The organism is Duganella hordei (assembly GCF_040369125.1).
Classification (GTDB): domain Bacteria; phylum Pseudomonadota; class Gammaproteobacteria; order Burkholderiales; family Burkholderiaceae_D; genus Rugamonas; species Rugamonas hordei.
Genome location: NZ_BPWI01000013.1, coordinates 89,656 through 106,095, shown reverse-complemented (window position 1 = coordinate 106,095; position 16,440 = coordinate 89,656). Strand labels below are relative to the sequence as shown.

The 16,440-nt window shown below is 64.0% G+C and carries 15 protein-coding genes and 1 tRNA gene; 11 read left to right on the top strand and 5 right to left on the bottom strand.

What is annotated here, in order from left to right; translation table 11 throughout:
- Positions 1-46: 46 nt before the first annotated feature.
- From ABWW33_RS24775 to ABWW33_RS24760, 4 genes are all read right to left on the bottom strand, one after another.
- Complete coding sequence (locus tag ABWW33_RS24775) at positions 47-2,104, bottom strand: S9 family peptidase (RefSeq protein WP_353404164.1); 2,058 nt, start codon at positions 2,102-2,104, stop codon at positions 47-49.
- Between the two features lie 108 nt (positions 2,105-2,212).
- Entirely contained in the window at positions 2,213-2,941 is a 729-nt protein-coding gene (locus tag ABWW33_RS24770; protein ID WP_353404162.1) for a transporter substrate-binding domain-containing protein, read from the bottom strand.
- Between the two features lie 8 nt (positions 2,942-2,949).
- Complete coding sequence (locus tag ABWW33_RS24765; RefSeq protein WP_176655451.1) at positions 2,950-3,738, bottom strand: substrate-binding periplasmic protein; 789 nt, start codon at positions 3,736-3,738, stop codon at positions 2,950-2,952.
- An 89-nt stretch (positions 3,739-3,827) separates the two neighbouring features.
- Complete coding sequence (locus tag ABWW33_RS24760; protein ID WP_353404161.1) at positions 3,828-4,076, bottom strand: hypothetical protein; 249 nt, start codon at positions 4,074-4,076, stop codon at positions 3,828-3,830.
- 111 nt (positions 4,077-4,187) lie between these two features.
- Between ABWW33_RS24760 and ABWW33_RS24755 the strand changes: the two genes are divergently transcribed.
- The 6 genes from ABWW33_RS24755 (at position 4,188) to ABWW33_RS24730 (ending at position 11,745) form a co-directional block, all read left to right on the top strand.
- Positions 4,188-4,766 (top strand): TetR/AcrR family transcriptional regulator, encoded by a 579-nt coding sequence (locus ABWW33_RS24755; protein ID WP_353404159.1) that lies wholly within the window; start codon positions 4,188-4,190, stop codon positions 4,764-4,766.
- A gap of 91 nt (positions 4,767-4,857) precedes the next feature.
- A complete protein-coding gene (locus ABWW33_RS24750; RefSeq protein ID WP_353404157.1) occupies positions 4,858-5,568 on the top strand; it encodes an SDR family oxidoreductase in 711 nt (236 codons plus the stop codon).
- 344 nt (positions 5,569-5,912) lie between these two features.
- The gene (locus tag ABWW33_RS24745; protein ID WP_353404155.1) at positions 5,913-6,476 is read left to right on the top strand and encodes a hypothetical protein; all 564 of its coding nucleotides are present in this window, start codon (positions 5,913-5,915) and stop codon (positions 6,474-6,476) included.
- Positions 6,477-6,598: 122 nt separating this feature from the next.
- Positions 6,599-7,981 carry an MFS transporter gene (locus ABWW33_RS24740; protein ID WP_353404154.1) on the top strand — a complete coding sequence of 461 codons (1,383 nt, stop codon included), beginning with the start codon at positions 6,599-6,601 and terminating at the stop codon, positions 7,979-7,981.
- A 72-nt stretch (positions 7,982-8,053) separates the two neighbouring features.
- Positions 8,054-10,423, top strand: a complete 2,370-nt coding sequence (locus ABWW33_RS24735) for a S9 family peptidase (RefSeq protein ID WP_353404153.1) — start codon at positions 8,054-8,056, stop codon at positions 10,421-10,423.
- A gap of 11 nt (positions 10,424-10,434) precedes the next feature.
- Positions 10,435-11,745: an alpha-amylase family glycosyl hydrolase gene (locus ABWW33_RS24730; protein ID WP_353404152.1), complete on the top strand. Its 1,311-nt coding sequence runs from the start codon at positions 10,435-10,437 to the stop codon at positions 11,743-11,745.
- Positions 11,746-11,753: 8 nt separating this feature from the next.
- Here ABWW33_RS24730 and ABWW33_RS24725 read toward each other — a convergent pair whose 3' ends face one another.
- The gene (locus tag ABWW33_RS24725) at positions 11,754-13,154 is read right to left on the bottom strand and encodes a M20/M25/M40 family metallo-hydrolase (protein WP_353404151.1); all 1,401 of its coding nucleotides are present in this window, start codon (positions 13,152-13,154) and stop codon (positions 11,754-11,756) included.
- A gap of 124 nt (positions 13,155-13,278) precedes the next feature.
- Between ABWW33_RS24725 and ABWW33_RS24720 the strand changes: the two genes are divergently transcribed.
- The 5 genes from ABWW33_RS24720 to ABWW33_RS24700 all read left to right on the top strand — a co-directional run bounded on the left by ABWW33_RS24720 (position 13,279) and on the right by ABWW33_RS24700 (position 16,439).
- Positions 13,279-13,354: transfer RNA gene (locus ABWW33_RS24720), tRNA-Phe, on the top strand.
- 178 nt (positions 13,355-13,532) lie between these two features.
- Positions 13,533-14,042, top strand: a complete 510-nt coding sequence (locus tag ABWW33_RS24715; RefSeq protein WP_176655440.1) for a YybH family protein — start codon at positions 13,533-13,535, stop codon at positions 14,040-14,042.
- A gap of 182 nt (positions 14,043-14,224) precedes the next feature.
- A complete protein-coding gene (locus ABWW33_RS24710; RefSeq protein ID WP_353404150.1) occupies positions 14,225-14,668 on the top strand; it encodes a nuclear transport factor 2 family protein in 444 nt (147 codons plus the stop codon).
- 289 nt (positions 14,669-14,957) lie between these two features.
- Positions 14,958-15,284, top strand: a complete 327-nt coding sequence (locus ABWW33_RS24705) for a collagen-like protein (RefSeq protein WP_353404148.1) — start codon at positions 14,958-14,960, stop codon at positions 15,282-15,284.
- A gap of 117 nt (positions 15,285-15,401) precedes the next feature.
- Positions 15,402-16,439: a hypothetical protein gene (locus tag ABWW33_RS24700; protein ID WP_353404147.1), complete on the top strand. Its 1,038-nt coding sequence runs from the start codon at positions 15,402-15,404 to the stop codon at positions 16,437-16,439.
- Position 16,440: the final 1 nt, after the last annotated feature.

Sequence of the window (16,440 nt, the reverse complement as noted above, 5' to 3'; positions counted from 1 at the left end):
GCGGCAACGCCCGCGTCGTCGCGGGCGTTGTATCGTTAAACTGGTTTTATTTTTTCAGGTAGGTATCGAGCCAGTCAATCACCGTGTGGTGCCACAGCACCGAGTTGGCCGGCTTCAGCACCCAGTGGTTCTCGTCCGGGAACACCATCAGCTTGCTCGGCACGCCACGGCGCTGCAGCGCGGTGAAGGTGCCCAGGCCTTGCGCGGTCGGGATCCGGAAGTCCATGTCGCCCTGCACCACCAGCATCGGCGTTTTCCAGTTCTTCACCTTCAGCGCCGGATTGAACTTCTCGTGCAGTTCCGGCACGTCGTAGTAGGCGCCGCCGTTTTCCCATTCGGTGAACCAGATTTCCTCGGTGGCGTAGGCCATGCCGCGCGTGTCGAACACGCCGTCGTGGTTGACGATGCACTTGAAGCCGTCGGACCAGTTGCCCTCGATCCAGTTCATCATGAAGCCGCCGTACGACGCGCCCAGCGCGCAGCTGCGCTCGCGGTCCAGCCACGGGAATTTCTGCACCGCGGCCGCCAGGCCTTTTTGCAAGTCTTCCAGCGGCTTGCCGCCCCAGTCGCCGCTGATCGAGTCGGTGAACTTCTGGCCGTAGCCGGTCGAACCGTGGAAGTCGATGAACACGGTGGCATAGCCGGCGCCGGCATACACCTGCGGATTCCAGCGGTAGCTCCACGAGTTGCCGAAGCTGCCCTGCGGGCCGCCGTGCACCAGGAAGGCGATCGGATACTTGACGCCGGGCTGCGCGTTCCACGGCTTCATCACGTGGCCGTAGACGGTCTCGCCGTTGGCGCCGGTGAAGGAGAACTGCTCGTACTCGCCGAACTTGACGTCGGCCAGCGCGGCCGCGTTCAGCGTGGTCAGCTGCGCCGCCTTGTCAGCCGTGCCGCCGAGCTTGAACTTGTACAGCTGCGCGCCGGACGACAGGTTGGCCTGCGCCATGACGACCGTGTCGCGCGCGACGTCGAAGGCGCTGACATAGCCGTTGCCGGTCAGCGGCGCCACTTTGCCGCTGGCGGCGTCGATGGCGAACAGGCGGTGCTGGCCGACGTCGTCGGCCGTGGCCAGCAAGGTCTTGCTGTCGGGCGTCCAGCGGTAGTCGGCGATCGAGCGGTCCCAGCCGTCGGCGACGGTGCGCTTCTTGCCGCTGGCGACGTCGATCAGCACCAGGTGGAAGCGGTCGGCCTCGAAGGTCGGCTTGTCCATGGCCAGGTAGGCCAGCGTCTTGCCATCCGGCGAGTAGATCGCTTTCGTGTCCCAGGCCTGGTTGTCGGCGGTCAGGTTCTTGGGCGCGCCGCCGTCGGCCGGCACGGTATAGACGTCGAAGTTGGTCGACCACGCCTCGGTCTTGCCGGCGATGCGGGCCGAGAACGCGACGGTCTTGCCGTCCGGGCTGAAGTGGTATTCGTCGTGGTCGCCGAACGGCTTGGACGGCACGTCGCCGTCAAGCATGCCGGACAGGCTGACCGGCTGCGCGCTGACCTTGCCGGTGGCGTCAATAGGCGCCGAGTACAGCACGTTGGTGCGGCCATCGGCCCAGGTATCCCAGTGGCGCACGAACAGCTTGTCGTAGATCTTGCCGCTGGCCTTGTTCTTGCCCTGCGCATCGAGGCGGGCCTTGCTGCAGGCCAGGTCGGCGCAGTCGCGGAACACGGCCACGCTCAGCGCCAGCCGGTCGCCCTGCGGCGACAGGCGGAAGTTCTCGACGTCCAACGCCAGGTCGGTGACCTTGGCCGCTTCGCCGCCGGCCAGCGGCAGGCGCCACACCTGCTGCGAGCCCGAGCGGGCCGACAGGAAGTAGACGGCGTCGCCGGCCGGCGACCATTCCGGATCGCTGCTGCTGGCGTCGGCCTGGGTCAGGCGCACCGGCGCCGCCTTGGGCGCGCGCAAGTCCAGCATCCACAGCTGGGTGTTGCCCCGGTTCTTGTCCATATTGGTCGAGCGCACGGTGTACACCACTCGGGTGGCGTCCGGCGACAGCACCGGGCTGCCGACGCGCTCCATCCTGACCATGTCTTCTACAGTGAAGCCGCGCGGCGCGGCAATTGCGCTGGACGCCGCGACGGCGGTGCCGAGCAGCAGCAGAGGTAATCTCATTCGGTGATCTCCGACGTTTATAAGAAATGGCCGGCTCGTGGCCGGCTGTCGGACATCATACCAAGAGTGCAGTGCAGCAAGCAAAACTGTTACTTTATGCTACTTGGGCTACTTGCCGCCGCGTGCCTGCCTGATCGCATCCCAGTACGCCTCGACCTGCGCCTGGTTCTTTTGATAAAACGCCTTGTTGACGATCAGATACATCGGCGTGACGATGAAGGGGCGCGGCAGCATCTCGATCTGGCCCCGGTACTTGTCGGCGATCAGCGTCTCGCCCTCGCCCTGCTGGGTCACGACGGCCGCCACGCGGTTTTGCGCCAGCATGGCAAACACCTGTTCCGGACTGCCGCCGCTGTCGTCGATGACCACGTTAAGCTGGCGCAGCAGCGCCACGTGCAGCAAGCCCGGCTGGGTGCCGACCGGCTGCCGTCCCAGGCCGTGGAAGCGGCGGCCGTCCCACTCCACCGTGCCGCCCTGGCGGCGCGACACCGAGAAGTTCAGCTCGCCGACGGCGCGGCTGGTGTCCGGCTGCGAGCCGGCCATCGGGAAGGCACCGTACGAGGTCCGGTCTTCGATGAAGGCGGCCAGCATGGCGTCCACCTGGCCGGTGCGCAGCTGCTCCATGCAGTCGAAGCGCGGCTTGACCACGTTTTGTATCAGCACCGGCTGCAGCCTGGAGGCGCGGCGCAACAGCTCCTGCGCCTGGCCGCTGCCGTCCGGCAAGGTCATCGGCGGGAATGGATGATCGAAGATGCACATCTTCAGCGTCAGCGGCGCGCCGAGAGCGGGCGCGGACAACGACAACCCCAGCAACAATGACAGCAGCAGGCGGCGCATGGATTCCCTCACTTGGTGACCGGTTCATGGTGGCGGATCGCGAAGGCCGCGATATGCGCCGGGTAGTAATGCTGAAACCATTTCCACAACGTGCCCTGCGCCGCCTGCCGCAGCAGCTGGTGCAGCTGCGCCTGGTCGGCCTTGCTCAACGAGCGGCGCGACACATAAATGCCGCTGTCGGTCGGCGGCAAGCCGTCCAGCGCCGAGAACCGCACCTGGCCGGCAAAACCCGCCATCTCCGGATCCTCGTTCAGCGAGGTCAGAAATATCGTCGGCGCGACAACGGTAAAGTCGGCCCGCCCCGCCTTCATCATGCGCGCCACCATCAGCGGTGCCGCCGCATACGACACGCGGCGCTGCGCCTCCAGCTGCTCCATCAGCGCGTTGTACTCGTTGCCGAACACATAGCTGCGCACCACCACGCCGCGCCAGTCCGGGTGCGCCAGCAGTTCGGCCACGCTGGCCGCGCGCACCGGGCCGTTCTTGTTGCTGATCAGCGCCATCTTCAGCTTCATCATCGGCACGAAGTCGGCCTGGCTGTCGCGCTCGTCGCTGCGCGAGGCCGGCAACAGCAGGTCGGCCTCGCCGGACTGCAAAAACATATACGAAATGCGCGCCCGCGGAATCACCGGGAAGGCAAACTCGCAACCGGCTTTCTTGCCCAGTTCCCGCAACGCGTCCGGAAACACGCCAGACACCTTGCCGCCGTCGATGATGACGCTGAAGCCGGTCGGCGCCACCGGCACCACTATGGTCCGGGAACAGCCCGCCCACGCCGGCGCAGCGGACAGCAGCATAGCTAAACCGGCAAGAATGAACAAACGGGGAAACAAGCGGACTCCGGATCGACTGCGGAGTTCCTATTCTAGCCCAACTGCAACTGTAACTAGCGCCGGCTGCCTGGATCAGTCGGCATCGTGAAACGCTTCTGGTCCAGCAACTCCTTGGCATCGACCGTCTGCACGTCCGGATTGGCCGAGCAATCGCGGCGCGTGATCGAGCTGCCGGTCGGCGCGTCGGCGTTGCGGTTGCACTTGGCCGTTTTCGCCGTGGCCGCAGCCTCCGGCGCCGCCTCAGGGGTCGACGCGCAGCCCGCCAGCAGCGCCAGGGAAATCCAGATACCGGTTGATGCCATTGCCTTCATTACACAATCCTCTTAACCATAAGTAAAAAACTATCGGTATGCTATCACCTCCATAGGAAAAAAGCCTTTGACTTTTTTAAGACGACCAGTCATATTACGCACATGCCTAAACCTAACGTCAAAGAGCAAATCGTTACCACCAGCCTGAACCTGCTGCACAGCAAAGGGTTCAATGCGACCAGTGTGCAAGACATCACGGAAGCGGCCGGTGTACCGAAAGGCTCGTTCTACAACCACTTCGCCAGCAAGGAAGCGCTGGGGATCGAAGTGTTGCAGCGTTATGCCAGCGTGGCCGGGGAGCACCTCGCGGTGCTGGACGAGACGGCGCTGGAACCCAAGGCCAGGCTGGCACGGTATTTCGGCTTGCTGATCGAAGCCAACGCCGTCAACGACTACAACTGCGGCTGCCTGCTGGGCAACTTCAGTTCGGAATTGTCGAACCAGATCCCGGCGATCCGCACGGCGCTCAGGGATTCCTACGACGAATGGAGCGCCAGGTTGGCGGTGCTGATCGCCGAGGCGCAGCGCGGCGGCAGCGTCAGCACGGCACAGCCGGCGCTGGAACTGGCCAACTTCATCATCGACGCATGGCAGGGCGCCGTGCTGCATGCGAAGGCGGCCAAGAGCCGGGCGCCGCTGGAGCGTTTCCTGGTCATGACGCTGGACCGGATTTTGATGTAGTTTGAGGTAACTCATGCAGTAGCGTTTTTTTTCGCTGTTTTTTAAGATGACCGGTCATATTTATATTTTTAACCACAACAAAGGAACTATCATGAACTTCAAAGATGCCGTCGTACTCGTCACCGGTGCCAACCGCGGCCTGGGCAAAGCCCTGGCGCAAGCCGCCCTCAACGCCGGCGCCCGCAAGGTCTATGCCGGCGCCCGCAATCCCGCCGCCGTCACCCTGCCGGGCGTGACGCCGATCAAGCTGGACGTCACCAGCGAGGCCGACATCAAGGCCGCCGTGCAAGCCATCCCCGACCTGACCATCCTGATCAACAACGCCGGCATCTCCTCCGGCGGCGGCGTGACGTCGCCGGAGGCCATCGCGACCGCCCGCCTGGAGCTGGAAGCCAACTTCTTCGGCCCGCTGGCCCTGAGCAACGCCTTCGCCCCGACGCTCAAGCGCAACGGCGGCGGCGCCATCGTCAACATCCTGTCCGCGCTGAGCTGGATCAGCCTGCCGAGCACCGGCACCTACAGCGTGTCGAAAGCGGCCGCCTGGGCGCTGACCAACGGCCTGCGCGGCGAGCTGTTCGCGCAAAACACGCAAGTGCTGGGCGCGCACATGGGCTATATGGACACCGACATGACCGCCGGCATCGATGCGCCGAAAGTGGCGCCGGCCGACGTCGCGCAGGCCATCGTCACCGCGCTGGAGGCGGGCGAGTCCGAAGTGCTGGCCGATGACACGGCGCGTCAAGTCAAGGCGGGCTTCGGCTTGCCCCGCGGCGCCTATCTGGGCGCGCCGCTGGGCGCCTGATTTCGCCGCAATGCAGCATAGAGCCGCGGCGAAAAATCGCCGCGGCTGATACAAATTATTTTTGATCGCCGTAATAAATCACGTATTTTCGCGCGCAAAAAAGGTGCATAATTTCCTACTCAGACAGGAAGAGTACGCACGATCACGACCGGCTTGACGTGCATACAACTCGTTTTCCCCGCCGGTAATCTTCGCTATGTTATTGACACACCAGCAGATGTGAACAATTGTAAATCGACGTGGAATGAGCCCGCCTCGGGGCTAAGGTAACACTCCTCACCTCGGGCGTGTCCACCATCCGACGTTGCCGCGCAGCCGAAGTCAGACGAAATACGGGAAACGTTATGCTTACTGCCACCTATGTCTTGTTGACACTATCTATCGAACAGAAGAAGGAACGCCACTTCATCTCGCGGCTGCTGCAGTACGTGCAGTCGATCGCCCGCCGTCCGCAGGAAATCGATCCTGTGTTCATCGAATCCCAGCTCAGGGAATTGACCAGCTTTGCCGAGGCACGCCACCAGCGCAAGGTCGAGGCCTGCCTGATGCCGGCCGTGCGCGCGGCCGACAGCAATTGCGCCGCGCTGATGAACGATATGGAATCGCTGAGCAAGCTGGGCGGCGCGATGCTCAACGCGGTGCACAAATGCCTGCGCCGCGCGATGCGCCGCAGCGCCTCGCAGGGCAAGTTCCTGTGCCGGACCGTCGACCTGTATTGCCAGAACCTGCTCAAGCGGCTGGACAAGGAAGAGCAGGAACTGCTGCCGCTGGCGCAAAAGGTCATCTCCAGCGAGGAGTGGTTCGAGATCGGCAGCATGTTCCTGGCGCAGGAAGAAGACGATGCCGCCAGCCAGCCGGAACTGCGTCCGCGCCGCACCCGCATCTATTCCAGCGGCGCCGCCGCCTGAAGTCCCCTGTTGTATTGAGCGGCGCCAAGCGCCGGGAGCTTGCCTAAGCTTTTAGGTGCGGCTAATATCGGCAGCATGCAGACCGATTCCGCTATCGCATCCACCGCGCCGGCAGCCGCACCATGAGCGCGGGCGCCAAGCTGCTGCATCTGCGCGGCGCCGCCGGCATGGATGCCATCTATCGCAAGATCAGCTGGCGCCTGCTGCCCTTGCTGATGCTGGGCTATGCGCTGGCATGGCTGGACCGCGTCAACATCGGCTATGCGCAATCGCAAATGCGGCACAGCCTCGGCTTCGGCGACCAGGCCGCCGCCTGGGGCGCCGGCCTGTTCTTCCTCGGCTACTGCCTGTTCCAGCTGCCCTGCAATCTGCTGCTGCAAAAAATCGGTGCGCGCAAAATGCTGCCGCGCCTGTTGCTGTGCTGGGGCCTGGCTTCCGCCGCCGCCGCCTTCGTCCGCACGCCCTTCCAGTTCTACGCGCTGCGCTTTGTGCTCGGCGTGTTCGAAGCCGGCTTCCTCCCCGGCGTGATCTACTATCTGAGCTGCTGGTACCCGGCCGCGCGGCGCGCCCGCGTGTACGCCATCTTCGCCACCGCCGCGCTGATCGCCGCGGCCGCAGCCGCGCCGCTGTCGGGCTACACGCTGCAGGCGCTGCACGGCCAGGGCGGCCTGCAGGGCTGGCAATGGCTGCTGCTGACGCAAGGCCTGCCGGCCGCGCTGACGGGCGTGGCGGCCTGGCTGTGTCTCGACGAGCAGCCGGACGACGCGGACTGGCTGTCGCCGTTCGAACAGCAGATGGTGGAACAGGACCTCGAACGCGACGAGGCGCAGCATGGCGCCGCGGCCCGCGATGCCGACGCCGGCGCCGCCGCCATCGGCTGGACATTGGCGCGCGATCCGGCCATCGCCCTGCTGGCCCTATCCAATCTGTTGCTGATCGGCGCAGGCTACGCGCTGGCCGCGCTGGCGCCGGACCTGCTGCGGCGCTGGGGCGCCGATGGCGCCGACATCCAGCCGGCCTGGCTGGCCGTGCTGCCGTATGCGGCAGGCGTGGTCGGCATGGTCGCCATCGGCCACGACTCGGACCACCGCCACGAGCGGCGCGGCCATTTCGTCGCCTGCATGGTGCTGGCCGCCGGCGGGCTGGGACTGGCGATCGCCGCCAACGACGGCCTGGCATGGTCGCTGGCCGGGCTGTCGCTGGCGGTGCTGGGCGTCACCTCGGCCGCGCCGCTGCTGCTGGCGATACTGGCCGGCCTGCTGCCGCGCCGCCACGCGGCGATCGGCATCGCGCTGATCGGCACCGCCGGCGGCGCCGGTGGCGCCTTCGGTCCCGCGCTCGGCGCGCGCCTGCTGAACTGGGGCGGCAGCGCCGTCATGCTGGCGGCGCTGATCGGCGTCTGCCTGACGGCCGGCGTGATGCTGCTGCTGGCGCTGCGCCTGTCGCCGCACCGCAGCGGCCCGGACGCCAAGCATGGCACTTCCGACAAGATGGCCCGCAACTGAGGCTTGGGCTAGAATCTCGGACGCGCCGCGATCCGACGCTCCCGTTCACCCAACCTCAAAGCGAACCTACCAATGCGTTTTGTCCTGCCCCTGTTAGCCGCCACACTGGCCGGCTCCCTTGCCGCCAGCGCCGGCGCCACTCCCACTCCGATCACGCTGGACCAGGCCATGGCCAATCCCGACTGGATCGGCAACCCGGTCGAAGCGGCATGGTGGGGCTGGGACAGCCGCCAGGTCTACTTCAAGCAAAAGCGCGCAGGCTCGCCGCTGCGCGACACCTTCCAGATCGCCACACCGTACGCAGCGAAGAAGGTGGACGACAAGCAGCTGGCCAACCTGGACAGCGCCGATCCGGTCTACAACCGCGACCGCACGCGCGCCATCCTGCTGCGCAACGGCGACCTGTTCGAGCGCGACCTGAAGACCGGCGCGCTGACGCAGATCCTGCGCGGCACCACGCCGGCGGCCGATCCGCAATATGCCGCCGACGGCGCCCACGTGCAGTTCCGCGTCGCCAGCGACTGGTTCAGCTGGAGCCGCGGCGAGCGCCTGGTGTCGCCGGTCGCGCTGCTGCGCACCGCCAAGGATCCCGACGCCGCGCCGGACGCCGACACCCGCCGCGACCTGCAACTGCGCCTGATGTCCACGCTGGCGCGGTTGAAGGAAGAGAAGGACGCCACGCGCGACCGCCGCAACGAAGAGCGCGGCGCCGACGCCACCCGCGCGCCGCTGCCGGTCTACCTGGGCGACAAAGTCACCATCGACGCCAGCTCGCTGTCGCCGGACGGCCGCTACCTGCTGGTGGTCACCAGCGCCAAGGACGGCGACAAGCGCCGCATCGGCAAGCTGGCCAAGTACGTCACCGAATCGGGCTACGAGGAAACCGACGACCAGCGCAAGCGCGTCAGCGACGCCGGGCCGCAGGCGCAGCAACTGAAACTGGTTGAACTGGCGACCCGCAAGGTGACCGACCTGCCGTTCGACGCCCTGCCCGGCATCAACGTCGATCCGCTGGCCGAGCTGCGCGCCGCGCACAAGCTCGATCCGCTCAAAGGCAACCGCGGCATCCGCTTCGAGTCCCGCGAGGAGTCGATCCACTGGAGCGCCAACGGCGCCCAGGTGGCGGTGATGGCGCAGGCGATCGACAACAAGGACCGCTGGATCGCCACCGTCGACCTGGCGGCGGCCAGGCTGAAACCGGTGCACCGCCTGAGCGACGCCGCGTGGGTCAATAACCGCGGCAACGATTTCGGCTGGCAGCCGGACAACAGCACGCTGTGGTACCAGTCGGAAGAAAGCGGCTACGCCCATCTGTACGCGATGACGGCCGACGGCAAGTCGCGCGCGCTGACCTCCGGCAAATGGGAAACCAGCGCCATCGAGTGGAACGCCGACGGCAGCACCGCCTACTTCCTGTGCAACCCCAAGCTGCCGGGCACCTATGAAGTCTGCTCGGCCTCGGCCAGGGACGGCGCGCTGCGCGAGCTGACCTCGCTGGGCGGCGTCGAAAGCTTCGCGCTGTCGCCGGACAGCCGCAAGCTGCTGGTGCGCTACTCGGCCGCCTACATGCCGACGCAGATAGCCATCGTCGCCAGCGGCGGCGGCGCCGCCACCCAGCTGACCGACACCCGCAGCGCCGACTACAAGGCGCGCGAATGGGTCGCGCCGCAAATCGTCGCCGTACCGTCGACGCACGGCGCCGATCCGGTGTGGGCCAAGCTGTATCGCCCTGCCACGCTGGAAGCGGGGAAAAAATATCCGGTGGTGATGTTCGTGCACGGCGCAGGCTACCTGCAGAACACCACCAAGCGTTATCCGGTCTACTTCCGCGAGCAGATGTTCCACAACCTGCTGGTGGAAAAAGGCTACATCGTGCTGGACATGGACTACCGCGCCTCGCTCGGCTATGGCCGCGACTGGCGCACGGCGATCTACCGCCAGATGGGCCATCCGGAACTGGAAGACTACATCGACGGCTTGAACTGGCTGATCGCCAACCACCAGGGCGACGCCAAAAACGTCGGCATCTACGGCGGCAGCTACGGCGGCTTCATGACCTTCATGGCGATGCTGCGCGCGCCGGAACAGTTCAAGTCCGGCGCCGCGCTGCGTCCCGTCACCGACTGGACCACCTACAACCACGAGTACACCGCCAACATCCTGAACACGCCGGACCTGGACCCGGACGCGTACAAGGTGTCGTCGCCGATCGAATACGCCGACAAGCTGCAGGGTAACCTGCTGATCGCCCACGGCATGATCGACGACAACGTGTTCTTCCAGGATTCCGTGCGCATGGCCCAGCGCTTCATCGAACTGAAGAAGGACAACTGGGAACTGGCGCCGTATCCGATGGAGCGTCACGGCTTCGTCCACCCGGAGAGCTGGTACGATGAATACCGCCGCATCTACCAACTGTTCGAACGCACGTTGAAACAATAAAAAGGAGACGCATGAAAAAGCTTGCCGCCTTGCTGCCGTTGGCAGCCCTGTTGTGCGGGCCGCTCGCGGTCCACGCCGAGAACAGTACCGTGAAGCACCCGGCCTGGAGCCGCAGCTCCAACATCTACGAAGTCAATCTTCGCCAGTACAGCAAGGAAGGCACGCTGAACGCCTTCAGCGCCGCGCTGCCGCGCCTGAAGGCGATGGGCGTGGACATCATCTGGCTGATGCCGATCCACCCGATCGGCCAGCAGAACCACAAGGGCACGCTGGGCAGCTACTACGCGGTCAAGGACTACACCGCCGTCAACCCGGACTACGGCACCATGGACGACCTGCGCAAGATGGTCAAGCAGGCGCACGCGCTGGGCATGCACGTGATACTGGACTGGGTCGGCAACCACACCGCCTGGGACAACCCGTGGGCCACCCAGCATCCGGACTGGTACAAGAAAAACGACAAGGGCGAAATCTATTCCGTCACCTTCAAGAACGAAGCGGGTGGAACCGAGGAATGGACCGACGTCATCGGCCTCGACTACGGCAACAAGGCGCTGTGGAAGGGCATGACCGACGCCATGGCCTACTGGGTGCGCGAAGTCGGCATCGACGGCTTCCGCTGCGACGCCGCCGGCCTGGTGCCGACCGAGTTCTGGAACCAGGCGCGCGCGCAGCTGGACAAGATCAAGCCGGTGTTCATGCTGGCCGAATGGAACGAACCGGCGCTGCACGAGAAGGCCTTCGACGCCAGCTACGACTGGCCGCTGAACGAGATCATGAAAAAGATCGGCAAGGGCCAGGCCGGCGCGGCCGAACTGAAAGCCTTCGTGGCCAATCCGCCCAAGGCCTACCCGCGCGACGCCTACCGCCTGCAGTTCACCAACAACCACGACATCAATTCGTGGCAGGGTTCCGACAAGGACCTGTACGGCCCGGCCTACGGCGCGATGGCGGTGCTGAGCTACACGCTGCCCGGCATGCCGCTGATCTACAACGGCCAGGAATCGCGGCTGGAGAAAAAGCTGGAGTTCTTCGAAAAAGATCCCATCGACTGGAAGACCTATGAGCTGGAAGGCTTCTACGCCGGCCTGAATCAGCTGAAGAAGGAAAACGCCGCGTTGTGGAACGGCGCCAGCGGCGCGCCGGTGCAGGTGCTCGACGTCGGCAACGACCAGCTGTTCGCCTTCAAGCGCCAGCAGGGCAACAACAACGTGCGCGTGATCGTCAACCCGACCGGCACGCTGCAGAAGTACAAGCTGGCCGGCGACGAAGGTCCGGCCGTGCTGAAACCCTGGCGCTGGCGCATCATCGTGCCTGAATAACCCCGGGGTTATTCCGTGGCCAGGCGCTTGCCGAGGCGGTACAGGTACTCCTGGCCGTCGTACAGCGACTTGACGCGGATGTGTTCATTCAGGCCGTGCGCGCCGCTGCCTTCCGGGCCGTGGAACATGCCGCTGATGCCGTAGGTCCAGATGCCGGCGCTGTTCAGGAAGCGGCCGTCGGTGCCACCGGTCGACATCGTCGGAATCACCGGCACGCCCGGCCACATGTCGTTGCTGATTTCCTCGACCGCCTTCATCAGCGCCGGCGTCAGCGGCGGCATCGGGCTGGCCACGCCTTCGCCGATGCGGGTGATCTTGATCTGGTCGTCGGCCACCACGCGCTGCAAGGTCGCCTGCACTTCCTCGATCGGCTCGCCCGGCAGGATGCGGCAGTTGACGGTGGCGCGCGCCCGCTGCGGCAAGGCGTTGTCGGCATGGCCGGCGTTGACCTGGGTCGCCACGCAGGTGGTGCGCACGGTGGAGTTGTGCGAAGGACTCAGCGTGTACAGGCGCTCCAGCGCCGCCTCGTCCGGAGGGTTGTTGAGGATGGCCTTCATGTCGGCCGCCACCTGGCCTTTTTCGATGGTCGACATCTTCTCGTAGAAGGCGCGCGTGACGTCCGACAGCTTGAACGGGAATGCGAACTTGCCCAGGCGCGACAGGCCGTCCGCCAGGTGGTAGATGGCGTTGTCGCGGTACGGCGCCGAGCTGTGGCCGCCCGGATTGGTGACTTCCAGCTGGAAGCTCTGGTAGACCTTCTCGCCGGCCTGGATGCCGTGGCGTACCGGCTTGCCTTCCTTGTCCAGCAGGCCGCCGCCGCCTTCGTTCAGCGTGATCTCGGCGTCGATCAGGGCACGGTGGTGGTTGAACAGGTATTCGACGCCGTCGAACTTGGTCGGCACCATCTCTTCGTCGCAGGTCAGCGCCATGACGACGTCGCGCTTGGGCGCCAGCTTTTCCTTCTTATAGCGGATCATGTTGGCGACGAACGAGGCGGCCATGGCCTTGTCGTCCGACGAGCCGCGCGCATAGAACATGCCGTCTTCCTCGACCAGCTTGAACGGATCGCGCAGCCAGTCCTCGCGGTTGGCCTCCACCACGTCGATGTGGGCCAGCAGCAGCAAGGGCTTCTTGCTGCCGTCGCCCTTGATGCGGGCGACCAGATTGCCCTTTTTCGGCCCGCCGGGCGGCACGATCAGGTGCAGGTCGGCGTCCTTGAAGCCGGCGTCCTTGAGGCGCTTGGCCATCTTGTTGGCGGCCACGGTGCACGAGCCGATCGAATTGGTGGTGTTGGTTTCCACCAGCTCCTGGTAAATCTCGCGCATCTGTTTTTGCACCGGCTTCAGCTCGGCGCCATGTACCACGCCAGTGAACGCCAGCCCCGCCAACAACCAAGTCGCCTGTTTCATGTTGTCCCTGTCGAATGAGATAGCCGAAACGACCAAATTTATACCTCGACATTATTGCTGTCAATAAAAGTCGCAACTGGCCCTTGTCAAACCCCGGGGACCGTCTGCTATAATTGCGGCCCTTGGCCTGGTAGCTCAGTTGGTAGAGCAGAGGATTGAAAATCCTTGTGTCGGTGGTTCGATTCCGCCCCGGGCCACCAAGAACATACCTCACGCAACGCCCACTCATGCAAGTGGGCGTTGTCGTTTGTGGGTTCCGTAGTCCTGACTCCGAGTCAGCGGATGCTCGTTTGCCGATTCCGATCGCACTTGACTAACGCAAAACCATCGCTAATATGTCAATATGGTTTTATTTGCAATGTCAACTGGAGAGCATTGATGCGATTCCGACTTGTGCTTGCGTTGTTTACGACCCTGGCGGTGACGGATCTGTCGTCCGCTCGTGCGGCCCCTTCGGATGACGAGTTGGCGATACAGCAAGTCGAAAGTCGTTGGCAGGACGCCTGGAACCGCCACGATATGACGACGCTTTCCAGCCTCTTCACCGATGACGCCGATTTTGTTCAGGTCAATGGCCGGAGATGGATCGGACCTGCCGAGATCAAGAAAAACCATGCACTAGTCCACGAAATGATGTTCAAGGATAGCGTGTGGACTAACCTGAAATTGGATATACGCTTTCTAAAGCCGGACGTCGCCGTTGCCCACCAGACGTGGGGGCTGCGCGGTGATAAAAATCCGGACGGCACGCCGCGCACGCCTCGCGAAGGTTTGTTTACCCAGGTATTTGTCAAGCGCGACGGTCATTGGCTTATCTCCGCTGCCCATAACACGAATATCGCTGTTGTTCCTGGGAGTCCCGTAGCAGGCGCCCCGCCACCAAAATAAAAATCCATGTGTCGCATGGATCCGCTTCGTCTGAACCTTCTGCATGACAAACTTTTCGGCTGACGCCCCAAGCCCGCCCTTGCTTGACTTCCTTTTGCGGAGTATTAGGCTATCTGAATCGACTACCGCGACATGACCATCCGCGACTGTCGTCGGCTAGCCGACAACATCGGGAGGCTTACATGAGCACGCAGGAAAACAAGCAAGTGGTGATGGAGGGCTATCAACACTACAAAAACGGCGAGATCCAGCAACTGCTGGACCGCTATCATGAGGACGCCGAGTGGGTCACTCCGGAATCCGAGTTGATACCTTTCTCCGGCAACTTCCATGGCAGGTCGGGCATTGCGCAGTTCTTCGCCAAACTCGGCGCCGCCTTGCAAACCATCAGGTTTGAACCCACACAATTCATTGCCGAGGGCGACAAGGTCGTGGTCATCGGCGAGGGTAGTTGGCAGGCCAAGCCAACCGGCCGCGAGTATGACAGTCCCTGGGTTCATATATTCTCTTTGCGAGACGGCAAAGTGGCCCGGTTCGAGGCGTTCTACGACACGGCGGCAAGCGAAAGAGCGTTCCAGCCGGGACAAGCGGGCCAGCAATCAACCGCTGCTGAAATACATCATTAATGGCCCAAAAACGCCAACCCACGAAGGTTGGCGTTTTCGTTTGCGGATCTCCCCCACCATTCGCTATGTACGGAAACGAACGGTTCGCCTCGGCATTAGAGCGCATGCTGCAAACCTACCACCAACGCCTGCCCCGCCGTATCGTCCATGACGTGGCGGCCACGGCCACTTGGCCATAGTCTCATTCCCTCACACCGCCCTGCGAAACTCGCGCCCGACGCCGTCGAGCCGTTCCGCACACGGCGGCGCAGTCTCTCCCAAAGGATTCATCATGAAACACGCCCTGATCTTGCTCGCGCTTACCTCCACCTTCGCCCTGACCGCCTGCCAACGCGAAACGCCGCCGCCAGTGGTGCAAGTGGTCCCTGGTCCTGCCGGTGCGCCTGGCGCTACCGGTGCGACTGGCGCCACGGGTGCCGAGGCTCGTCCCGGCGCTACCGGCGCCACGGGTGCCACCGGCGATAGCGGAGCGCCAGGCACCGACGGCGCCAAAGGTGCCACCGGCACCGATGGCGCCAAGGGCGAAGCTGGTGCCACCGGCTACGACGGCGCCAAGGGCGACACCGGCGCAAAAGGTAAAACCGGCGACACCGTAATCGTCGTTCCACAACGCTAATACCACAGCCGCATCAGGCAACACCGGGTACTCCAGCGAAGGAATAGTGGACTTATTGCTGTATAGCACTATCATACAGTCAATGCTGTCGTCCTTTTTCCTGCTGGAGCCCGAGTTATGCAATCAACCGTCGAGACGCCCCCTCTCTACATGCGCAGCGTGCGCTTCGATCGCATGTTTGTGCTGGGCATTCCACTGCTCGCGCTGGCGATGGGCGCGCTAGCCCTCGGCTTCCCCCAATATTTCTTCCTGATACTGTCGCTGGACCTGGCGCTGCTGGGCTATCACCACATCATCTCCACTTATACCCGGCTGCTGTTCGACATGAAGTCGGCGCGCCAGCATTGGACGTTGCTGTTGCCTTTGCCGGTGGCAGTGTTTGCCGGCGTCTATCTGCTGGTCAGCTGGGCCGGCGTGGCCGCCCTCGCCACCGTGTACATGCATTGGCAGTGGTATCACTACACGCGCCAGAGCGAAGGGATCAACAAGGCGTATGGCATGAAGACGCGCAGCGCCCAGGCCGGCAACCCCGTGTTCAACCGCTTCACCTTCTACCTGGTGCCGGCCGCCGCTTTCCTGATGATGAGCGCTCGCCCGGAATCCACCTTCCTCTCGATGGAAGTGTGGAAACTGCCGGTGCCGCAATGGCTGGCCAACGGCGTACTGGCCGCGGCCGGAGCCTGTCTGGCGTGGTGGCTGGCGGCGCAACTGCGCGCCTTGCGCGCCGGCACGCTGGGGCGGCTGCATTTCGCCTACCTGTGCTCGCACCACCTGATCTACTTCGTCGCCTACGTCGCCATCCGCGACATCACCAATGGCTGGATGGTCATCAACGTGTGGCATAACGCGCAGTACATCGCCTTTGTGTGGCTGTTCAATTCCAATCAGTTCAAGGGCGGCGTCGACCCGCAGCAGCGCGCGCTGTCCTGGCTCAGCCAGGAGGGCCGCTGGCCGATCTACCTGCTGGCCTGCCTGGCGCTGACGGGCGTGGTGTACCTGTCGATCGACGCTTCCAATACCTGGTTCGCCAACTACACGCTGATGCCGCTGGTCCTCATCGCCTATCAGGGCATCAATTTTCATCACTACATCGTCGACTCGATCATCTGGAAACTGCGCAAGCGCGAAGTCCAGAGCGCATTGAAGATAGCCTAGC

Coding starts and splice junctions, on each gene's coding strand:
- ABWW33_RS24765 (WP_176655451.1), bottom strand. CDS start 3,738: ATGCTGCTGTCCGCTGCGCCGGCGTGGGCGGGCTGTTCCCGGACCATA.
- ABWW33_RS24730 (WP_353404152.1), top strand. CDS start 10,435: ATGAAAAAGCTTGCCGCCTTGCTGCCGTTGGCAGCCCTGTTGTGCGGG.
- ABWW33_RS24725 (WP_353404151.1), bottom strand. CDS start 13,154: ATGAAACAGGCGACTTGGTTGTTGGCGGGGCTGGCGTTCACTGGCGTG.
- ABWW33_RS24755 (WP_353404159.1), top strand. CDS start 4,188: ATGCCTAAACCTAACGTCAAAGAGCAAATCGTTACCACCAGCCTGAAC.
- ABWW33_RS24760 (WP_353404161.1), bottom strand. CDS start 4,076: ATGGCATCAACCGGTATCTGGATTTCCCTGGCGCTGCTGGCGGGCTGC.
- ABWW33_RS24710 (WP_353404150.1), top strand. CDS start 14,225: ATGAGCACGCAGGAAAACAAGCAAGTGGTGATGGAGGGCTATCAACAC.
- ABWW33_RS24745 (WP_353404155.1), top strand. CDS start 5,913: ATGCTTACTGCCACCTATGTCTTGTTGACACTATCTATCGAACAGAAG.
- ABWW33_RS24775 (WP_353404164.1), bottom strand. CDS start 2,104: ATGAGATTACCTCTGCTGCTGCTCGGCACCGCCGTCGCGGCGTCCAGC.
- ABWW33_RS24700 (WP_353404147.1), top strand. CDS start 15,402: ATGCAATCAACCGTCGAGACGCCCCCTCTCTACATGCGCAGCGTGCGC.
- ABWW33_RS24770 (WP_353404162.1), bottom strand. CDS start 2,941: ATGCGCCGCCTGCTGCTGTCATTGTTGCTGGGGTTGTCGTTGTCCGCG.
- ABWW33_RS24740 (WP_353404154.1), top strand. CDS start 6,599: ATGAGCGCGGGCGCCAAGCTGCTGCATCTGCGCGGCGCCGCCGGCATG.
- ABWW33_RS24750 (WP_353404157.1), top strand. CDS start 4,858: ATGAACTTCAAAGATGCCGTCGTACTCGTCACCGGTGCCAACCGCGGC.
- ABWW33_RS24715 (WP_176655440.1), top strand. CDS start 13,533: ATGCGATTCCGACTTGTGCTTGCGTTGTTTACGACCCTGGCGGTGACG.
- ABWW33_RS24735 (WP_353404153.1), top strand. CDS start 8,054: ATGCGTTTTGTCCTGCCCCTGTTAGCCGCCACACTGGCCGGCTCCCTT.